Genomic DNA, 15,498 nt, shown 5'->3' on the forward strand with positions numbered 1-15,498 from the left:
CCATAAACCCCATCGCTAAAGTAACAATCGAAAAGAATAGAATTACGTGTCGCGTTCTAATCATGCCCTCACCTCACTCAACAAAGAATCCATGCGTTTTAGGAGTGTGCTACCCATACCTTGCACATTAGCCTTTTCGACATAGACCATTCCACGACCTACTATTTCATCGTCTATTTTCTTAGGTGCTGGCTTGAAAACTTCGGTAAACTCACGTTTAACAATCTGCACAGCATCAGGTGATATTCTATATCTCAATGTACCTTTGCTTTTCCCTACAACTGACACAGCCGAAAATTTACGCATTAGGCTGATAATGTAACTTGCCGTTGAGTAAGGGATTCCTGTTATGTTTTGCGCTTGTTTTGTGGTGAAATATTCAAGCTCTCTAACCGCTTTGATTATTTCAATCGCATTCTTACCTTGCTGAGTCATAACTTCTCCTTGTTTAGATTGTGACGATTTATTAACTCCCTGCGGCACTCATTTAGATAAATGATTAGCTTATGCACTTCATCTAAACGTTCATCTAGTTGCTTCAGTTTTTCTTCAGGCGTCATCTCTCTTGCTGCTCCTTGAGTTATTCCCTGTGACCGTAGTAGTTATATTCATAACGAGTTGTACGCAGCTTTACGCCACTTTCTACCGCCCAAGCTGTCGAGTATTCAATTAAGCTACTCATGCGCTTCTTGCCCATCTGAGACGTGCTCTCGCGTATATTTAACAGCTCACCTTCGATACCCTGAATTAACGGTGATTCTTTCGCCCCTGTAGTAACCATCCAGTGACCTGACACAAATACATTCTTCCACTGCCATAATTTCAGTGGTTCATTGTTGAGTGTCATTTGCTTTGATACATCACCACATAGCGCATGAAACATATCGTTCTGCGGTAGTGTTCGGCTGGATTCTGAGATTTTTACTTCTAGGGGAAATTCTTCGTTGAGGGGTAAGGCGTTTAGTGCTGCTATCAGGTTATCTCGTATTCGTTTATTTCTTAGAAGAAACTTTGTGGCTTTCTCCAAGTTAACCTCCTATTCAATTTTTCAGAAACACGTGGTTGAATAAGAAAAAACAAATGTAAGCCATAGATATTAACCAGAGGATTATCGCGGCTGCTGATATGACCTTCATCGTGATAACAAACCAGTTATTATCCCCGTCAAATATCTTCAGCATGATAAATGCCATTGCAAAGCCTAATCCGCAAAATAGGTTCATGCTGATTTTATACATCAATGTTATTGGGTCACTCACTGTTAGCTCTCCTGTTCCTACATGCACGCTCTAGCTTCATCAACGGCTTCATGTGCGTTATTAGCTCGATAACCTTCGTAGAAGTACAAATCCCAATCATGCATTGTGTACATAGCATTCCACTCGCTTTTGTATCTGAGCTTGCAGATGGCTTTAATTTCATCTTTAAATTTTACAAGCTCATTTATTTTTACGTTATCCATCATTCACCCTCTGGCATTGGTGGGAGTGGCAGGTTGCACCAATGACTTACTTCTGTTTCATCAAACCATTTGCCGCTCTTAATATCGTAAAACTCACCGCCTAAAATCAGCATCCAGCCAGCGCGAGTTTTACCTCCTGCACAAAATAAAATGAACTCACAGTTATTTGGATATTGTTCGCTCACCTTAACCCAATTAGTTCCCTGCATTAGATGCCTCCCTCTGTTAACGTTGTTCCTTTCATCACTCAACACCTCGCTTAATTGCCCGCTTAGCTTCTCTGCGTATTGCTATTCCCATCCGTTCTAGCCAGTCTGCGTATTTCAGCATTGCGTCTAGTTCGTTTTCGATGCGAGGGAAATCGTCAGTGCTAATATCAACTTCAAACCGACCAAATTTGTCTTTTTTTACTGTTAATTCTTGCTCTAAACTGGTGTCGCCGTTGTGGTGAGTAACTTTAAATCGCTTTAGTTTGTAGTCGTCTTCAAGTCTGAATAGCGTTAACTTCATCTTAGTTTGCTTGGTTTTCATCCTAGAATCCCCGCTTGCTGAAATACTCAATTCGTTCAAGGTTTCGGTATGCCTTGCCTCTCGGGTAGCAATTGCGAATTTTACGAAGGAGATGTTTTTCCTCTGGCATCGCTATAACTTTCCGCTTGCTCCACATTAATCGACCTGCGTCTATGTAGTGAGGTGTTTGAAGCCAATTTCTATCCTTGTGAAATAATACGCTCATCTAGAAGTCCTTATGATTTGGTGTGTTACTTGAACCCGTGTTTATTTTTCAGGTCAGCAATGATTGATAGCGCTTTGTCGCGCTTGGTAGGTATGACTGCGCTTTCAAGCTGCAATATCGGATCGGGTATCTTCTCGCCTGATTTGATTTTGTTGGCCATGACTTTTAACTCAGATGCACAAAGTTTTATAACTTCTGAATCTGATAGGTTGCGGCTTCGCATTTCTGAGTAAACTTTAGTGACAATCCAGTAACAAGCATTTGATGGCCAATTAAACCTACGCCAGCCTCGCTCCGAGCAATACTTTTTGAATACTTCGTATAGTTCGGCTTCGGTGGGTAATCCAAGCTGAGTGAAGTCTTCCTGTTTGCACCACTGAACAAACTGACCAGGAGATGGTAAAAACGGGCTAGTTTGTTGCCTTGCAATTTTCATCCCGACGTTTATTTGCTCAAGTGTCCTAATTCCATTTTCAATGAATGCGATAGTCCATTGACGTTTAAATTCGTCAAGGTCACTTTGTTCTTTGAAGTTGGCTATTGCTGCTGGGAATGTTGCTTTGAGCTGTCTAAAGAGTTCATTAAATACTTGGGCTACTTGCTGCTTTACCGCTTGCTTCTGCTGTGTCGGCGCATGTGCTGCCATTGCTTGCAGTGCTGTTGAATCACGCTGCTGGATTGCTGTAACTAGTGATTTCATACATCGATACCCTCCATCCATTCAGTGCTTTCGTAGTCTATCGATTGTCTTGCTGGCTGCTGGCTTCCTGACGCTCTTTGCGTGCGGTTTGGCTGCTGACTTTGAATAACCAGTGTTGGCCACTTCTCACGGAGTTTTGCTGGCGATAAAACATTGCTACACCAGAACGAATCTTTGTTCGCCCATTTGAACATTTTGCAAATGTCTTGGTGGGTGTGTCCGTCTAGCTGTCTCATCAGTCGAACATCGTTAGCCCAAGTTGACCAGTTGGGCTCTTTTGTTGTTGGGCTGACTATCAGGACTTGTGAGTAAATCCATTGAGCCGCTTTCAGGTCATCAGCATTTCCCCACTTGTTACCTTTGGGCGAGCTAACAACCGCATCAGGCTTAACAGCTAAAACTTTTTCAGATGGTCGGTCAGAGGATTCGTTAGAATTCTCGGACGAAGATTTATTAATATCTTTTACTGTATTTGAAATAATGTCTTTGGTGATCCCCTTTTTCGGGGATACCGCTACACGTTTTCGGGGATGGTTATCCCTGTTTTCAGGGATAGTTTTCCTTGTTTTCGTGTATACCCATTCTGAGACGTTTTTATTGATAGAAATGTATCGGTTTTGGCCTATTCGTCTAACGTGAATAATCCCTCTAATTTCAAGCACTCCGACTGATTCAGATACAGGATTTCTACCTAGCTTAGTTTTCTCTTCAATCAAGATGTTTTGTATTCTGTCCTCTTTCTTTTGCCACCCCCACGTTAAGCGAATAATGGCGTTTAATACCTGCCATTCCCTACCCGCTAGTTGGAGGACGCACAGAGCATCTTGAATTTCATTTGCTACCCGAAGGTAGCCATTATCAAGATCAGCCACCTTAACCTCTGGTTTGTCTGGTATCAGTTGTTTGTTAGCAAAGTCCACATGCTTAACAACGTTCATAACGACCTCCATATCGATTTGTTGTGTAATTAATATTCATGTATAATTACTCCCGATAATTAGTTTCTTTAAATTAGATCCAATTGAGCCTCGCTTCGTGCCAGATTTGAGGCTTTTCTTTTTACTTTCCCTTGCCCTTCAAGTACCTGAATTAACCTTTCTGCATAGTCACCTTCAATCACTACGCTTCTAGACTTTTCAGGCATTGATACAGCTTCAGTAGGTAAGCCATAACGAGCTATAGCCTTACAAGCCAAGCTGAATATGCGACTCTTCTCTCTACTAGCTGAACTCGGGTGAATACCCATTGCTTTAGCGAATCCGTCATTTCCATCTTTAAACATCATTTGAAAGAAATAGGTTTCGAGTGTTTCTGGTTTACATGTGATTTTGATATTTTTTGCTGTGTCCATTTGTTAAATTCCTTTTGACGTAGTTAGTCCGTTGCTCACGATCCTGTGAGTTAAGTTTTGTATTGATACCCTTTTTCAGGGTTGAAGATTTAAAGAGCGGTAAAGTTATGCGGCTTGCGGTGGGAAAACGTCATCTAATGAACATTTCGCACCAAGTTTTTGTAATGCCTCAACGATTACTCGACAATCATTAAGACTAGGCGTTCTAATACTTAGCTCGTAGTTTGCAATACGAGATTGACCCCATCCGATTGATGAAGCCAAAACAGCCTGAGAAATTCCTAATTTTTTTCGCTGTTCTGCGATGTTATTCATTGTGTGTATCCTCCATGTCTACAACCCCTATTACACACAATATGTGATTAACTGTCAATCACGAATCGTTTAAATACTTACATCACGTTTTGTGTTAAAAGATAAGCATGAAAAAAATAAATGAAATTATCGGCGAAAGACTGAAGTCTATTCGTGAATCTAGAGGTTTAAGCCAAGCGCAACTTGCAAAGCTGTGCGGTTATTCCGCGGCTTCTAGAATTGGAAATTATGAACTTGGGGAAAGAAAGATAAGTGCTGATGATGCTTTAGTTATCAGTGAGGCTTTAGGTGTTTCACCTGCGGAATTGATGTTTGGTGATAGGAGCGATCAAGTTGTTAGCAATTATGAGTACCCTCTATTTTCCAAGGTGCAAGCAGGTGCGTTTACTGAGAATAGCAATGCATATACTAGAAGCGATGCCATCGCATGGATACCAACAGCCAAGAAGGCAAGCGATAGTGCATTCTGGTTAGAGGTCGAAGGTCATTCCATGACAGCCCCTCAAGGCGGTCGTCCTAGCTTCCCTGAAGGGATGCTGATACTTGTTGACCCTGAGCAAGAGGTTAAGTTTGGGGACTTTTGTATAGCTCGCCTGATGAACGATGAGTTCACTTTCAAGCGTCTTATTCGAGAAGGTGAAAAAGAATACCTTGAGCCATTAAACCCACGGTTCGAGATGATACCGATTAATGGTAACTGCCAGATTCTCGGCAAAGTGGTTAAGTCTCAGTGGCCTGACGACACGTTTTAATATGAAGAGACTGTTAGAGCTGATATCCAACGCTAACATAATGATACTGCTAATTGTTATTGCGGTGCTGGATATCATTCTATTGTTACTGATTGCATTTGATAGCTAATGACAAACTCAAATGAAATGGTTATGGAAGGTTATGTGTCATCATAAGTTAGCGATACTGTATTTTATCGCTTTGGTGATTATTGCTTTCTTAATTGACATTGATGACAAAGACTTCTGGCAACTGTTGTCGATGATTTTTTGAGGTATGACGAGACGTTTTAGGGTGTGTAAATATTGTAATTAATTAATGATGGCAAGCGTTTTTTATACTAAAATAAAGGATCAGTCATGAGTAAATTTGGGTGCGATATGAGCGAACAACTATCAGTATTTAGTGGAACATCAGAAATTACATTTGATGATTTTGCTCAACAGAACGGCATTACTTACTGGCTTGCCTCAGACCTTGCCATGATGCTTGGATATACTGGAATGGATCAGATACACAAAGCCATCAATAAGGCTACAGCCGTGTGTATAAACCTAAACATTCCTGTGTTTGAAAACTTTATCCAGACTCCATCAAAAAACTCTCAGAATGATTTCAAGCTAACTAGATTTGCTTGTTACCTGACTGTAATGAATGGAGATATTAGCAATACAAAAGTAGCTAATGCACAAGCTTATTTTGCTCAGCTTGCAGTTGAAATAGAGGCTGCCTGCCAAGATTATAACTCAGTTAATAGAGTTTACTTGCGCGGAGAGATAACCTCTAGAGAAAAAAGTCTAGGTCATGTAGCCAAAGCCCATGGTGTAGTAGATTACGCGCTTTTCCAGAATGCTGGATATAGGGGCATGTATAATATGAATCTTAGCCAACTAAAAGCACGCAAAGGGATGGGTGGAATTAAAGACACTATTTTAGATTATATGGATAGTGAAGAGTTGGCTGCTAATATATTTAGAATTACCCAGACAGAAGCTAGGATAAGGAATCAAAATCTAAAAGGTCAGGGTCAGTTAGAAGATGCAGCACACACAGTTGGCAGATCTGTAAGGCAAGTTATGATAGCTAACACAGGAACAGCGCCTGAAAGCATACCTCTATCGCAAGAAAAAATTAATAAAGTCAAAAGCAGCATCAAGAAGACAAGAAAAGCATTAGAAAAACATGACAAGCCAAAAAATAAGTAACCAATGAATTACATCCAGCCCTCCCCGCGAGGGCTTTTTTGTGCCCGCAATTCCCCGCCTGTGTGACTCCTGCCACAAATCGTGTCTATAAATAAAATATTTTCCATTTCAAATCATCACGTTAATTCAATAATAATCAAATAAACACATTTTGTGGTTGACATTAAAATCACAATTTGTGAATATACTATCCATCGAAGGCAAGGAGCCATAGATAAACAGGATGTTAGCTCTTTAAGCAGATAGCGCTGAGAAAGCGCAAACCAAAGACAGTATGTTTTGGGATTGGTGTAGATGATTGGCGTGACATAAGCCAACTTCCGAACGCCGGATCATGATTTAGTCACATGACTATGCCAATCACCAAAGCAAACTGAAAGGGGAAAACTATGTGTAACTTTCACGGCTACAACAACGCCAGATCACGCAGAATGGAACGCAGAAAAGCATTGCAGGAATCTTACGAGATAACTAAAAGCTTAAAAGCCGCAATCCATGGCGAACCAGTAGAAGAAACAAAGCGCCCTACCTTATCACTAACACGCAAACCAATTAGCCGAGTTGAGAAAGCAATTTCAATTCGCAGCACTAAAGTTTATGACTCAGCAGATAACACCTGCTTGCCAAATTCTAGTATTTACTCAGCTAAATATCGTAAGACAGGAACGTTATTAGAGTCTGGTGAAGTAACGGCAAGAGCCTAAATAAGAGGTATTTGATGGAAAATAAAGCAGAATTACAGCGCGACTATGCTGAATACAAGAAAAGAGCTAAATCAGCGAAAAGCATGAGTGTTCGCATGATGTATATCTCTATGGCTCTAACGTTAAGAGCAGAATTGAGAAATTAAAGCCCACGGATGGGCTTAGCGCTACAAGCCTAATTTACTCTTGGCTGCTTCCATAAATAATGCAGCAGCTATTCCAGCATTAGCAAATACAGTATCTACTAATTTACCAACAACAGCTTCAGAGCCTTTTTCTTTTACCAGTGAAAGTAAGGATTTTTTATCTTCATCTGGGATGTTAGCTGAGCGGATCATTGCCTCTAGGTTATCAATGGTGTTTTGGTGAATCTTAATTGTTACGGTGTTTATTTGGTTTCCTATTGTGTCCATGTTGGCATAGTCAACACCAGCAGCAGTTAGTGACATGCTTCCTGTATTAAAACCATAACCACCGTCAATTCCAAATCGAATTGCATCATAGTTAATCAACCCTATGTTAACTAAATATCTAACATCATTTGCCAATTGATCCATGCCCAGCTTATCGACAAGCTCTTGAAAAACTTCATCACTAATAGGCTGCATGAGCTTTTCCCTGTCATTCATCATTCGAATAATCATATTGTGTCTCTCTAAAAGAGTTGCCATGTGGTTTCCTTTTCTTTTGGTGGGGTGAATACATTATAACCGATTTCTTTGGTGGGGACTAAAGAAACCACTGGCGCCCTAAGTGGATAAATAAACGGGCACAGTTAACTAATTACAGTCCATTGCGGTGGGCTGTGGTGAGTTGATTAATAGGAGAGTAAGCCAATGGTTCAGTAGCGCGGATAGGCCGCATTTATATGCTGATGTCATGATTCAGCCCCGAGTCGCGTAGTGGCGAGCAGGTTTAGCAGGCCGTTGTGAGGGTTAATAAGCGAATATGCTCTGGTAAAGCAGCGTACAGGCCAAATACGCACCAGTTATTAGCGGCTATAGGCGACATGAACTCAAGGGCATGAGCGCGTCCACTGCGAGAGTGTGGATTATCAATAGGTTGGTGAGTTGATTAATAGATAGGAGATAGAGAGTGAAAACATTCAAAAACGTAACGCTACTCGGAAGTCCTTGTGAAAAATGCGGTGCAGAACAAGCAACGGTGGAAACTAAAAAAGGTAGTGATAATTGGTTTTACGATGGTGACAAAGTGACCTGTGAAATTTGCGGTCACTCTGGGTTAATTGAAACCGATGGCGAATCCGCATGGTGTGTTTGGGATGAAGTTGAAGACTAGCACCGTGTTTAGTTAATAACGGAGGGTTTGTGTATTTATATAAAATAAAAAAAGAAAGTCAGGTCGCTGATTATATAAATCAACGTGGAACAATATTCGTAAGTAAATACTCCTGCAGTCATAGCAGACTAAGGAAAATAACTCGCAGGATGTGCAAGGATGGGAAAATAACAATGAAGTCAATGCTCAAAGATGGCTTCATTTACTGTGCGATTTAATAACGAAGGGAGTATGACAGATAAGTATTTGTGCTTTTCCTGTGATAAAGAATTAAGAGATTCAACTAAGGCATTCATTTTTGATGTTGATTATAGCGATAACCCATGCGCTGAAAATTCAGGTCATTGTAGTGAAGAATGCTTTTATCATTCAACTGGCAGGTTCGATGAATATCGTGATTTGCTGGATAGAAGAGAGTTTATTACTAATAACTCCACCATGGCAGGTGCAATGTTAAAGGCTAGGGGGTGATACGTGACGTACAAAGCAAGAGTCTGGCACTCAATTCTCACAAACCAAATATACTTTGGTAATGTCAACACTGATACGAACAAGGCCACGAAAAACAGGATAGCTATCACAAATGATGCCGTCAATGCTGTGGCTGAGTATTTACTAGCTGTAGATAAGAGCGTGGAATTTACGCTTGAAAGTGGCGAAAAAATAACATTGAGTGTTACTAAGGGGTGATATGGAATTTAAAGGGAGCAAATCGCCGTGGAAATATAATAGCAACATCACTGGCGATGTAGATGACTCTACTGGAGCTATGGTTGCTTGTGTTTACCCTATCTATGATGAAAACGCAGAAGAAATGAAGGCCAACGCCCATCTAATCGCAGCAGCACCGGAGTTATTAGAGGCTTTGATTGAGCTAGTTCAATCTTACGATAAATGCAGCATAGACCATAACGGATTATGTCAAGAACACTTCTTGCAAGAAGCGAATGACTGCACATTCAAAAAAGCCAATTTAGCAATCGCAAAAGCCCTCTGTCAGCAGTAACCCACCGCACCAACACCAGAACCTAAATAACAATCGCTATCAATCGATAAGTGAGGGTTTCGCACATCCAGAGGTAAGCATGAATATTGATAAATACAAACTTTGTTTAGCTCAATCACAAGCTGGAATTGCACGTTATCTCAAGGATGAGAGCGGATGGAGCGAGGCAAACGAAACATTAAAAACAGCATACGGAGTACAGCATGAACGCAAAGCAGAAATACATAAAACAGCAAATATTCGCTCTACTACGCGAATCTGACATGACTGATAAACAAATAGACGAATTAGTTGCTGACTGGAAATTTAAGAAGCAATGCGAAAAGACAAATCGCATTTTACGTCAGGTTGATACTCGCGGAGCGTACGCATTCACGTAAGGATGAGACATGAAAACTTCAGAGCATGAAATCAAGCAACGGCAGGATGCCGAAAGACGACGCAGGGAACGCGAGGAAGAAGAGCAATGGGAGACTAATTTCTCACTAGGTATTCCTCAAGAGTCAACGCCTAGCAGATGGATGAGAGGTGAATATGAGTAAGTATTTAATACCTGCATTCCCTAGTCATAAAAGCAAGGATGCTGCCCTGAAATATGCTTTATCAATGATTGATGAAGATATCGAAAAGCGAAGAGTGCGCGACCTAACGGGCAATGAAATTCAACCAGTTGAAAGGATTTCAACACTAGAATTAGCTCTCGCCGCACTAGTTAAAAGTCAAAACTTAGAAATGTCTCAATTCTACCCTCCTCTACCTGAACATATTAAAGCGCAACGAAGACAGGCTGACTTGGAGCGATATGCAAGGCATTTATTCAAAGATAACTTTGACCCTTACCGTGGCGTCACAGAGTTGCCATTAGGTGGCAGGGTTGTGGGTGACTAATTTTCGGAGGTAATTATGAAATTTGCAAAAGCATTGCGGAAAAAAGCAAAGCTACGACTTGCATTAACAGGCCCTAGTGGCTCAGGGAAAACGTATGGAGCACTAGAAATAACCAAAGGACTTGGCGGCAAAACAGCAGTGATAGATACCGAGAAAGGGAGCGCCTCACTCTACTCTGACCGATTTAATTTTGATGTATTAGAGCTGGACCCTCCATTCACGCCAGAGCGATTTATTGAAGCCATCGGAGCTGCGCAGGAAGCTGGCTATGACAATTTAATAATCGACAGTATCACCCATGAATGGAGCGGATCAGGTGGGTGTCTTGAATTACTGGACGGCCTAGCAAAGGCCAAGTATCGCGGTAATACGTGGTCAGCATGGAGCGAAATCACACCTCGCCACAACGCATTTCTCGACGCAATTCTACGGTCTGACCTGCACATCATAGCAACAATGAGAAGTAAAACGGAAACTGCTCAAGTTGATAAAGGTAACGGCAAGAAAGGCGTAGACAAGCTAGGTATGAAGTCAGAGCAACGGGATGGTGTTGAGTATGAATTTACTACAGTTCTCGATCTAAATCACGAAACTCACACGGCAATGGCAAGCAAGGATAGAACAGGATTATTCAGCAATGCCGAAGTCACCCAGCTAAATGAATTAACGGGCAAAAAGCTAATGGATTGGCTTAATGATGGGCGCACGAAAGCCGAGGTGGATTTATCACACTTCACTGATATTGCAATGGAAACACAAGACATGGATGTACTTAAAAATGCGTTTGGTGAGGCATATAAAGCGCTCAGGGATACACCAGAACAAGCGGAAGCTCAGAAACTATATGAGCTAAGAAAAGAAGAGCTAACTAAACAAGAGGTAGCATAAATGGCTGACATGAACCAATGTAACTTTACTGGCAGGATTGGCAGCTTGGAGTTGCGCTACATTCCTAATGGCTCAGCAATAATGCAATTTTCACTAGCTATTGGCGAATCTCGAAAAGACGACAACGGGCAATGGATTGATAAAACCACTTGGGTTCGCTGTGAAGCTTGGGGAGGTTCAGCGGAATACATGGATAGAAACGCACAGAAAGGAACTCAAGTGCGTATCACTGCCAAAGTTGAAGTTAAGGAGTGGGAAGATAAGCAAACAGGGCAAAAGCGTAGCTCTACTATTTTTAAAACAAAAGAAATCCAAATTCTAGGCAATAGAAAAGAAAGCAACAGCAATCAGGCAGGAAGCCAGCAGCCAGCACGACAACCTCAGCAGTCACAGCAACAAACGCCACAGAATGAGCCACCGATGGATTGGGATGACCAAGAAATCCCCTTCTAACCCTTCCCTATGTGATTTAACCAAAGGATATAACCATGGACATTCTGACACGAATAAAACGTATTGAGTGGAAAATAAATAATGGCCTTCCATTAAATGACTATGACATTGAAGAAATTATGGAAATCTTCAGTGAAGTAAAAAACATGCTACCAACTCAATAATCATTCAAATCCCCGCAAAAAGCTAAACCAATCAGGTAATAAATCATGGTGTTATTCAATGATAGACCATCCTTTGAAAAGGCATGGTTCGCTACCTCATTCCGCGTAGTCATGGGTGGAATGGGTGATGATACGGCAATGCTCATTGCTGAAATGTACAAGCGAGGTTATGAGCCTGACGAAATTGTATTTTGTGATACTGGTTCTGAGTTCGAACACACCTATCATTTCATCGGCTGGCTAAGAAGTTGGTGTAATGAGAAAAAATGGTCAAAAGTAGTAGTTCTGCGTAAGTGGGATAAAGATGGAAATCCACTTAGTGTTATTGAAAACGCAGAGAAAAATAACACACTACCTGCGGCGGCATTTGGCAGTAAATCATGTTCACTTCGCTTCAAAGTCGAGACAGCTGATAAGTATTTCAATAATCATCCAGAATGCCATAAAGCATGGGGAGCTAAGGGTAAAGGAGAGCCGCTTGATTCACACACTGGGAGTATTTTACGTGTTATTGGTATTAATGCCGATGAGCCACAGCGTGCAGATAAATGGAAACCAGAGCATAAATGGACGCAAGTTTTCCCTCTTGTAGATTGGAATATTGGTGAAAAGGAGTCGCTCTCAGTTGAAGAGGTTGGCTTGTATTACCCCGGTAAATCTTCATGCATTTGCTGCCCTCATTTGACTGGCTCTGAGTTAGTCATGCTGCGAGATACTTATCCAAGTGATTTTGGTCGAATTATAGCAATGGAAAATAACTATATTCGTCACGAACTCAGACCCGACTCAACGACAAAGGGAATGTGTCGCAGGAAAACAATCAACCAAAAAATCGAAGAGTATGAGCAAGGCCAGTTGGATATTGCCGAAGGCCAATGCCAACTATGCTTATTACAGTAACCCAAAGATATATTTGCAAGGATGCAAACAGGAGATAGATATGAAAACAGAATACATTTACATCTGCGCTCAAGCTTACTGTAACGACCAAGGCAGCGGCATTAATTACTACACAGACTATCAAAGGTTCGATAACCGTAACGATGCCATTAAAAACGGATGGCAACAGCGTGAATCTGATGATTTTAATATCGGTGTTTTAGTTAATGGTCGTCTGGTATCAGTTGATTGGATGGCCAAACCTGTCACTACCAACCCTGAATCATTGCTAAAAATTGAAGATGAATTGGGATTAATTTAACTCGCAGGGATGCAGTGAATAAAAAAGCCGCCACGGAGCGGACGGCAAGGGGACGTGCAGGAATGAAACTTATAATTTATCTGTGTAAGCAATTTAAGCATAGTTAAGGCATGGAATTTAGCAAGGAAGCTAGATAAAAAAATGCCGACACAGGGAGGTCGGCGAAAATTGCACAGCTTGTTACTACTCTTTCGGGGTTAAGTGTAGAAGGTAAATAAGTGTTTGCCATGAAACGTTTTAATCCTAGCGATTAAATGGATGCAATGAATAAAAAAATGCCGACACAGGAAGCATCGGCGAGGACTACAAAAATAATTAGAAAGTTCAAATTAACTATAGGTTATAAATTAAAAACAATGATGAATTATTTTAATCGTATCGATTAAATACACGCAATAAGAGGAATGAATATGAACGATTTTATGTACCAAGGACAAATTATGAAATTTATCGTACCAGAGCCAGACCCTAAGAATGTTTGCAATCTTTGCGGTGGAAATGTCGGTAAAGATAATTTAATTAAAGGTCAGGCAGCAAATATTTGTTTTGACTGCTCGGATTTAGCAAAGGAAATAGCAGACAAGGAGCGCGAAAGATTATCGAAAAAAGAAATAGAACGCATAGCAGCTATTATTTCCGCTGACGATAAAGGTTTAATTGATATGGGTATGGCAAACGCTTATATGTACGCCGAGCGCTTATATAAAGCTGGATATAGAAAGGTGGAGTGATGGATAAATCAAGGCAGCAATTTGAAGAGTGGTTTAATGACGAATATAAAACAACAATGAAAGTCTACGATGAACCCTTAGCCGAGTTCGTTAGGAAACAGCTATTTATTGTATGGCAAGCATCACGCGAGAGTTTGGAGGTTGAATTGCCATATAAACATCAACCTAAATTTTACTCATATGAAGATGGTATAAATACAGGTCTTAATATGTGCAGAGATATATTAATCAGCAACGGAGTGAAAATAAAAAATGAATAATGAGTTCGCAATTGACTTTAAATTTGTGTATCTCGACCATTTTGATATTCCACATGAAATTAAAGTCAGGCACTTTATGTTTGATGATGATAAAAAGTGGTACAACGAACCATTTAAAACAGGCCGCACAAAACGCAATTTAAAAGTCCAGCTATTATGCAGGTGTCGCTCAAATGACTGGCGAGACAATGGCCGTGACACTAATGAGTTCGAATGCAACCAATGCGGCATGTTTATAATAGTAACTGGAGACCTCATAGAATGAATAATGAGATATTGGAAATAGCGAAGTATTTAAAAAATAAAATAAACGCTGGTGAGGGTATTGATGAATATAACTGGCAAGACATAATTGATGTATGTAATGAGATTGAGCGAATTAACAACTTACATCCTGTTGCATTTATCACGCAAGAAGCAGCAAAAAGAATGAATGACGGCATTGTATCAAACGTTTACGTATCTAAAGATAAATCTCCAGCATTCAACACTCCAATATTTATTTTAAAGTAAATAACCATGCAAATAATCGGATATGTATAACTCATGCTAATACAGGGTTCTGTTGTGCCTGTTACAGAGAAAATATACACACAGCAAGAATGCGAGAGCCGTGCTATGCAGATAATGCAGGTTAGGGATGTTGAGATTAAATGTGGTGAGGTATTCAGATGAGAGTCAATCTAACGCTAAATAGGCCAGATGAGATAGGGTTATTAATTTACGCTAGCAGATGTATAGCGGATTTTATTGAAAGAGGTCATAGTGATTGCGTTTACACAAGACCGAAAATGAAAGTATGGGTAAAGAGAAATAAGTTAGGTAACATTTCAGCCAGCGCCCATAGGTTATAGCCATGAAAACTGACTACGGAGGTAGCCATACACCAAAGGAATTGCGTGATAGATGGCAAACTCCCCTGCCTTTATTTACAGCATTGGACGCTGAATTCGGTTTCTATTTAGATGCCGCTGCCGATAAAAATAACCACCTTTGCACTCATTACCTCACCGAAAAAGACGACTCGTTAAATTGCGACTGGGAAAGTTACGGAGCCATTTGGATTAACCCGCCCTACTCCGATATTCAACCATGGATTAATAAAGCTGCCGAGCAATGTAAAAAACAATTGCAGCCTATCGTGATGTTAATTCCGTCTGATACTTCTGTCGGCTGGTTTAATTCTGCATTAGAAACTGTTGACGAGGTGAGATTAATTACAGGAGGAAGAATATCTTTTATTAATGCAGGAACAAACAAATCCGTCAATGGTAATAATAAAGGCTCAATGCTTTTAATATGGCGACCATACATTAAACCACGAAAGATAATTAGCACTGTCGATAGAGACGAGTTAATTAATATCGGCAATAGAATATTAAACGAATGGAAAATAGCATAGG

Annotated in this window: 29 protein-coding genes; 19 read left to right on the plus strand and 10 right to left on the minus strand. The window is 40.6% G+C overall.

The genetic code is table 11. The features are described from left to right. Nucleotides 1-60: 60 nt before the first annotated feature. From P3L40_RS15255 to P3L40_RS15295, 9 genes are all read right to left on the minus strand, one after another. On the minus strand, nucleotides 61-435 hold the full coding sequence (locus tag P3L40_RS15255; RefSeq protein WP_210852827.1) for a hypothetical protein: 375 nt from the start codon (nucleotides 433-435) through the stop codon (nucleotides 61-63). A 145-nt stretch (nucleotides 436-580) separates the two neighbouring features. Further along, on the minus strand, nucleotides 581-1,027 hold the full coding sequence (locus tag P3L40_RS15260) for a recombination protein NinB (protein WP_210852830.1): 447 nt from the start codon (nucleotides 1,025-1,027) through the stop codon (nucleotides 581-583). A 249-nt stretch (nucleotides 1,028-1,276) separates the two neighbouring features. Continuing rightward, nucleotides 1,277-1,462, minus strand: coding sequence for a hypothetical protein (locus P3L40_RS15265; RefSeq protein ID WP_210852832.1), 186 nt, complete (start codon nucleotides 1,460-1,462; stop codon nucleotides 1,277-1,279). Next, a complete protein-coding gene (locus tag P3L40_RS15270) occupies nucleotides 1,462-1,671 on the minus strand; it encodes a DUF551 domain-containing protein (protein ID WP_210852834.1) in 210 nt (69 codons plus the stop codon). Before P3L40_RS15270 ends, P3L40_RS15265 begins: the two co-directional genes overlap by 1 nt. A 34-nt stretch (nucleotides 1,672-1,705) precedes the next feature. Next, complete coding sequence (locus tag P3L40_RS15275; RefSeq protein ID WP_210852836.1) at nucleotides 1,706-1,993, minus strand: hypothetical protein; 288 nt, start codon at nucleotides 1,991-1,993, stop codon at nucleotides 1,706-1,708. A gap of 230 nt (nucleotides 1,994-2,223) precedes the next feature. Next, a complete protein-coding gene (locus P3L40_RS15280) occupies nucleotides 2,224-2,898 on the minus strand; it encodes a replication protein P (protein WP_210852838.1) in 675 nt (224 codons plus the stop codon). After that, on the minus strand, nucleotides 2,895-3,836 hold the full coding sequence (locus tag P3L40_RS15285) for a replication protein (protein ID WP_247605815.1): 942 nt from the start codon (nucleotides 3,834-3,836) through the stop codon (nucleotides 2,895-2,897). Before P3L40_RS15285 ends, P3L40_RS15280 begins: the two co-directional genes overlap by 4 nt. Nucleotides 3,837-3,904: 68 nt before the next feature. Then, nucleotides 3,905-4,249: a hypothetical protein gene (locus P3L40_RS15290; RefSeq protein ID WP_210852842.1), complete on the minus strand. Its 345-nt coding sequence runs from the start codon at nucleotides 4,247-4,249 to the stop codon at nucleotides 3,905-3,907. A gap of 105 nt (nucleotides 4,250-4,354) precedes the next feature. Beyond that, the gene (locus P3L40_RS15295) at nucleotides 4,355-4,564 is read right to left on the minus strand and encodes a helix-turn-helix transcriptional regulator (protein ID WP_006657610.1); all 210 of its coding nucleotides are present in this window, start codon (nucleotides 4,562-4,564) and stop codon (nucleotides 4,355-4,357) included. 107 nt (nucleotides 4,565-4,671) lie between these two features. Here P3L40_RS15295 and P3L40_RS15300 point away from each other — a divergent pair, with 107 nt between their 5' ends. From P3L40_RS15300 to P3L40_RS15315, 4 genes are all read left to right on the plus strand, one after another. Further along, entirely contained in the window at nucleotides 4,672-5,316 is a 645-nt protein-coding gene (locus tag P3L40_RS15300; RefSeq protein ID WP_210852844.1) for a LexA family protein, read from the plus strand. A 339-nt stretch (nucleotides 5,317-5,655) separates the two neighbouring features. Continuing rightward, the gene (locus P3L40_RS15305) at nucleotides 5,656-6,501 is read left to right on the plus strand and encodes a BRO family protein (protein ID WP_210852846.1); all 846 of its coding nucleotides are present in this window, start codon (nucleotides 5,656-5,658) and stop codon (nucleotides 6,499-6,501) included. 389 nt (nucleotides 6,502-6,890) lie between these two features. Beyond that, the gene (locus tag P3L40_RS15310) at nucleotides 6,891-7,205 is read left to right on the plus strand and encodes a hypothetical protein (protein ID WP_239407253.1); all 315 of its coding nucleotides are present in this window, start codon (nucleotides 6,891-6,893) and stop codon (nucleotides 7,203-7,205) included. Nucleotides 7,206-7,219: 14 nt separating this feature from the next. Then, on the plus strand, nucleotides 7,220-7,351 hold the full coding sequence (locus tag P3L40_RS15315; RefSeq protein WP_272515385.1) for a hypothetical protein: 132 nt from the start codon (nucleotides 7,220-7,222) through the stop codon (nucleotides 7,349-7,351). Between the two features lie 21 nt (nucleotides 7,352-7,372). On the opposite strand, the gene P3L40_RS15320 is transcribed toward P3L40_RS15315, so the two are convergent. Beyond that, on the minus strand, nucleotides 7,373-7,876 hold the full coding sequence (locus P3L40_RS15320; protein ID WP_210852848.1) for a hypothetical protein: 504 nt from the start codon (nucleotides 7,874-7,876) through the stop codon (nucleotides 7,373-7,375). Nucleotides 7,877-8,300: 424 nt separating this feature from the next. Between P3L40_RS15320 and P3L40_RS15325 the strand changes: the two genes are divergently transcribed. The 15 genes from P3L40_RS15325 to P3L40_RS15395 all read left to right on the plus strand — a co-directional run bounded on the left by P3L40_RS15325 (nucleotide 8,301) and on the right by P3L40_RS15395 (nucleotide 15,497). After that, nucleotides 8,301-8,504 carry a hypothetical protein gene (locus P3L40_RS15325; protein WP_210852850.1) on the plus strand — a complete coding sequence of 68 codons (204 nt, stop codon included), beginning with the start codon at nucleotides 8,301-8,303 and terminating at the stop codon, nucleotides 8,502-8,504. A gap of 231 nt (nucleotides 8,505-8,735) precedes the next feature. Next, complete coding sequence (locus tag P3L40_RS15330; protein WP_210852851.1) at nucleotides 8,736-8,975, plus strand: hypothetical protein; 240 nt, start codon at nucleotides 8,736-8,738, stop codon at nucleotides 8,973-8,975. Between the two features lie 220 nt (nucleotides 8,976-9,195). Beyond that, nucleotides 9,196-9,510 carry a hypothetical protein gene (locus P3L40_RS15335; RefSeq protein WP_210852852.1) on the plus strand — a complete coding sequence of 105 codons (315 nt, stop codon included), beginning with the start codon at nucleotides 9,196-9,198 and terminating at the stop codon, nucleotides 9,508-9,510. A 79-nt stretch (nucleotides 9,511-9,589) separates the two neighbouring features. Then, nucleotides 9,590-9,772 (plus strand): hypothetical protein, encoded by a 183-nt coding sequence (locus P3L40_RS15340; RefSeq protein WP_272515386.1) that lies wholly within the window; start codon nucleotides 9,590-9,592, stop codon nucleotides 9,770-9,772. Between the two features lie 127 nt (nucleotides 9,773-9,899). Continuing rightward, complete coding sequence (locus tag P3L40_RS15345) at nucleotides 9,900-10,052, plus strand: hypothetical protein (protein WP_210852854.1); 153 nt, start codon at nucleotides 9,900-9,902, stop codon at nucleotides 10,050-10,052. Beyond that, on the plus strand, nucleotides 10,045-10,398 hold the full coding sequence (locus P3L40_RS15350; protein ID WP_210852855.1) for a hypothetical protein: 354 nt from the start codon (nucleotides 10,045-10,047) through the stop codon (nucleotides 10,396-10,398). Before P3L40_RS15345 ends, P3L40_RS15350 begins: the two co-directional genes overlap by 8 nt. A 15-nt stretch (nucleotides 10,399-10,413) precedes the next feature. Then, nucleotides 10,414-11,286, plus strand: coding sequence for an ATP-binding protein (locus P3L40_RS15355; RefSeq protein ID WP_210852856.1), 873 nt, complete (start codon nucleotides 10,414-10,416; stop codon nucleotides 11,284-11,286). Next, nucleotides 11,287-11,739, plus strand: coding sequence for a single-stranded DNA-binding protein (locus P3L40_RS15360; protein ID WP_210852857.1), 453 nt, complete (start codon nucleotides 11,287-11,289; stop codon nucleotides 11,737-11,739). Between the two features lie 35 nt (nucleotides 11,740-11,774). Next, nucleotides 11,775-11,903, plus strand: coding sequence for a hypothetical protein (locus P3L40_RS15365; protein ID WP_272515387.1), 129 nt, complete (start codon nucleotides 11,775-11,777; stop codon nucleotides 11,901-11,903). Between the two features lie 45 nt (nucleotides 11,904-11,948). Then, nucleotides 11,949-12,803 (plus strand): hypothetical protein, encoded by an 855-nt coding sequence (locus P3L40_RS15370; RefSeq protein WP_210852858.1) that lies wholly within the window; start codon nucleotides 11,949-11,951, stop codon nucleotides 12,801-12,803. A 40-nt stretch (nucleotides 12,804-12,843) separates the two neighbouring features. Continuing rightward, on the plus strand, nucleotides 12,844-13,104 hold the full coding sequence (locus tag P3L40_RS15375; protein ID WP_210852859.1) for an antitoxin: 261 nt from the start codon (nucleotides 12,844-12,846) through the stop codon (nucleotides 13,102-13,104). A gap of 410 nt (nucleotides 13,105-13,514) precedes the next feature. Continuing rightward, nucleotides 13,515-13,835 carry a hypothetical protein gene (locus P3L40_RS15380; protein WP_210852860.1) on the plus strand — a complete coding sequence of 107 codons (321 nt, stop codon included), beginning with the start codon at nucleotides 13,515-13,517 and terminating at the stop codon, nucleotides 13,833-13,835. Next, on the plus strand, nucleotides 13,835-14,095 hold the full coding sequence (locus P3L40_RS15385; protein WP_210852861.1) for a hypothetical protein: 261 nt from the start codon (nucleotides 13,835-13,837) through the stop codon (nucleotides 14,093-14,095). The genes P3L40_RS15380 and P3L40_RS15385 overlap by 1 nt, the downstream gene beginning before the upstream one ends. Before the next feature lie 261 nt (nucleotides 14,096-14,356). Beyond that, complete coding sequence (locus tag P3L40_RS15390) at nucleotides 14,357-14,608, plus strand: hypothetical protein (protein WP_210852863.1); 252 nt, start codon at nucleotides 14,357-14,359, stop codon at nucleotides 14,606-14,608. Nucleotides 14,609-14,951: 343 nt separating this feature from the next. Continuing rightward, nucleotides 14,952-15,497 carry a phage N-6-adenine-methyltransferase gene (locus P3L40_RS15395; protein WP_196731842.1) on the plus strand — a complete coding sequence of 182 codons (546 nt, stop codon included), beginning with the start codon at nucleotides 14,952-14,954 and terminating at the stop codon, nucleotides 15,495-15,497. Nucleotide 15,498 lies beyond the last annotated feature (1 nt).

The organism is Providencia sp. PROV040, from assembly GCF_032706145.1.
GTDB classification, from domain to species: Bacteria; Pseudomonadota; Gammaproteobacteria; order Enterobacterales; family Enterobacteriaceae; genus Providencia; species Providencia hangzhouensis.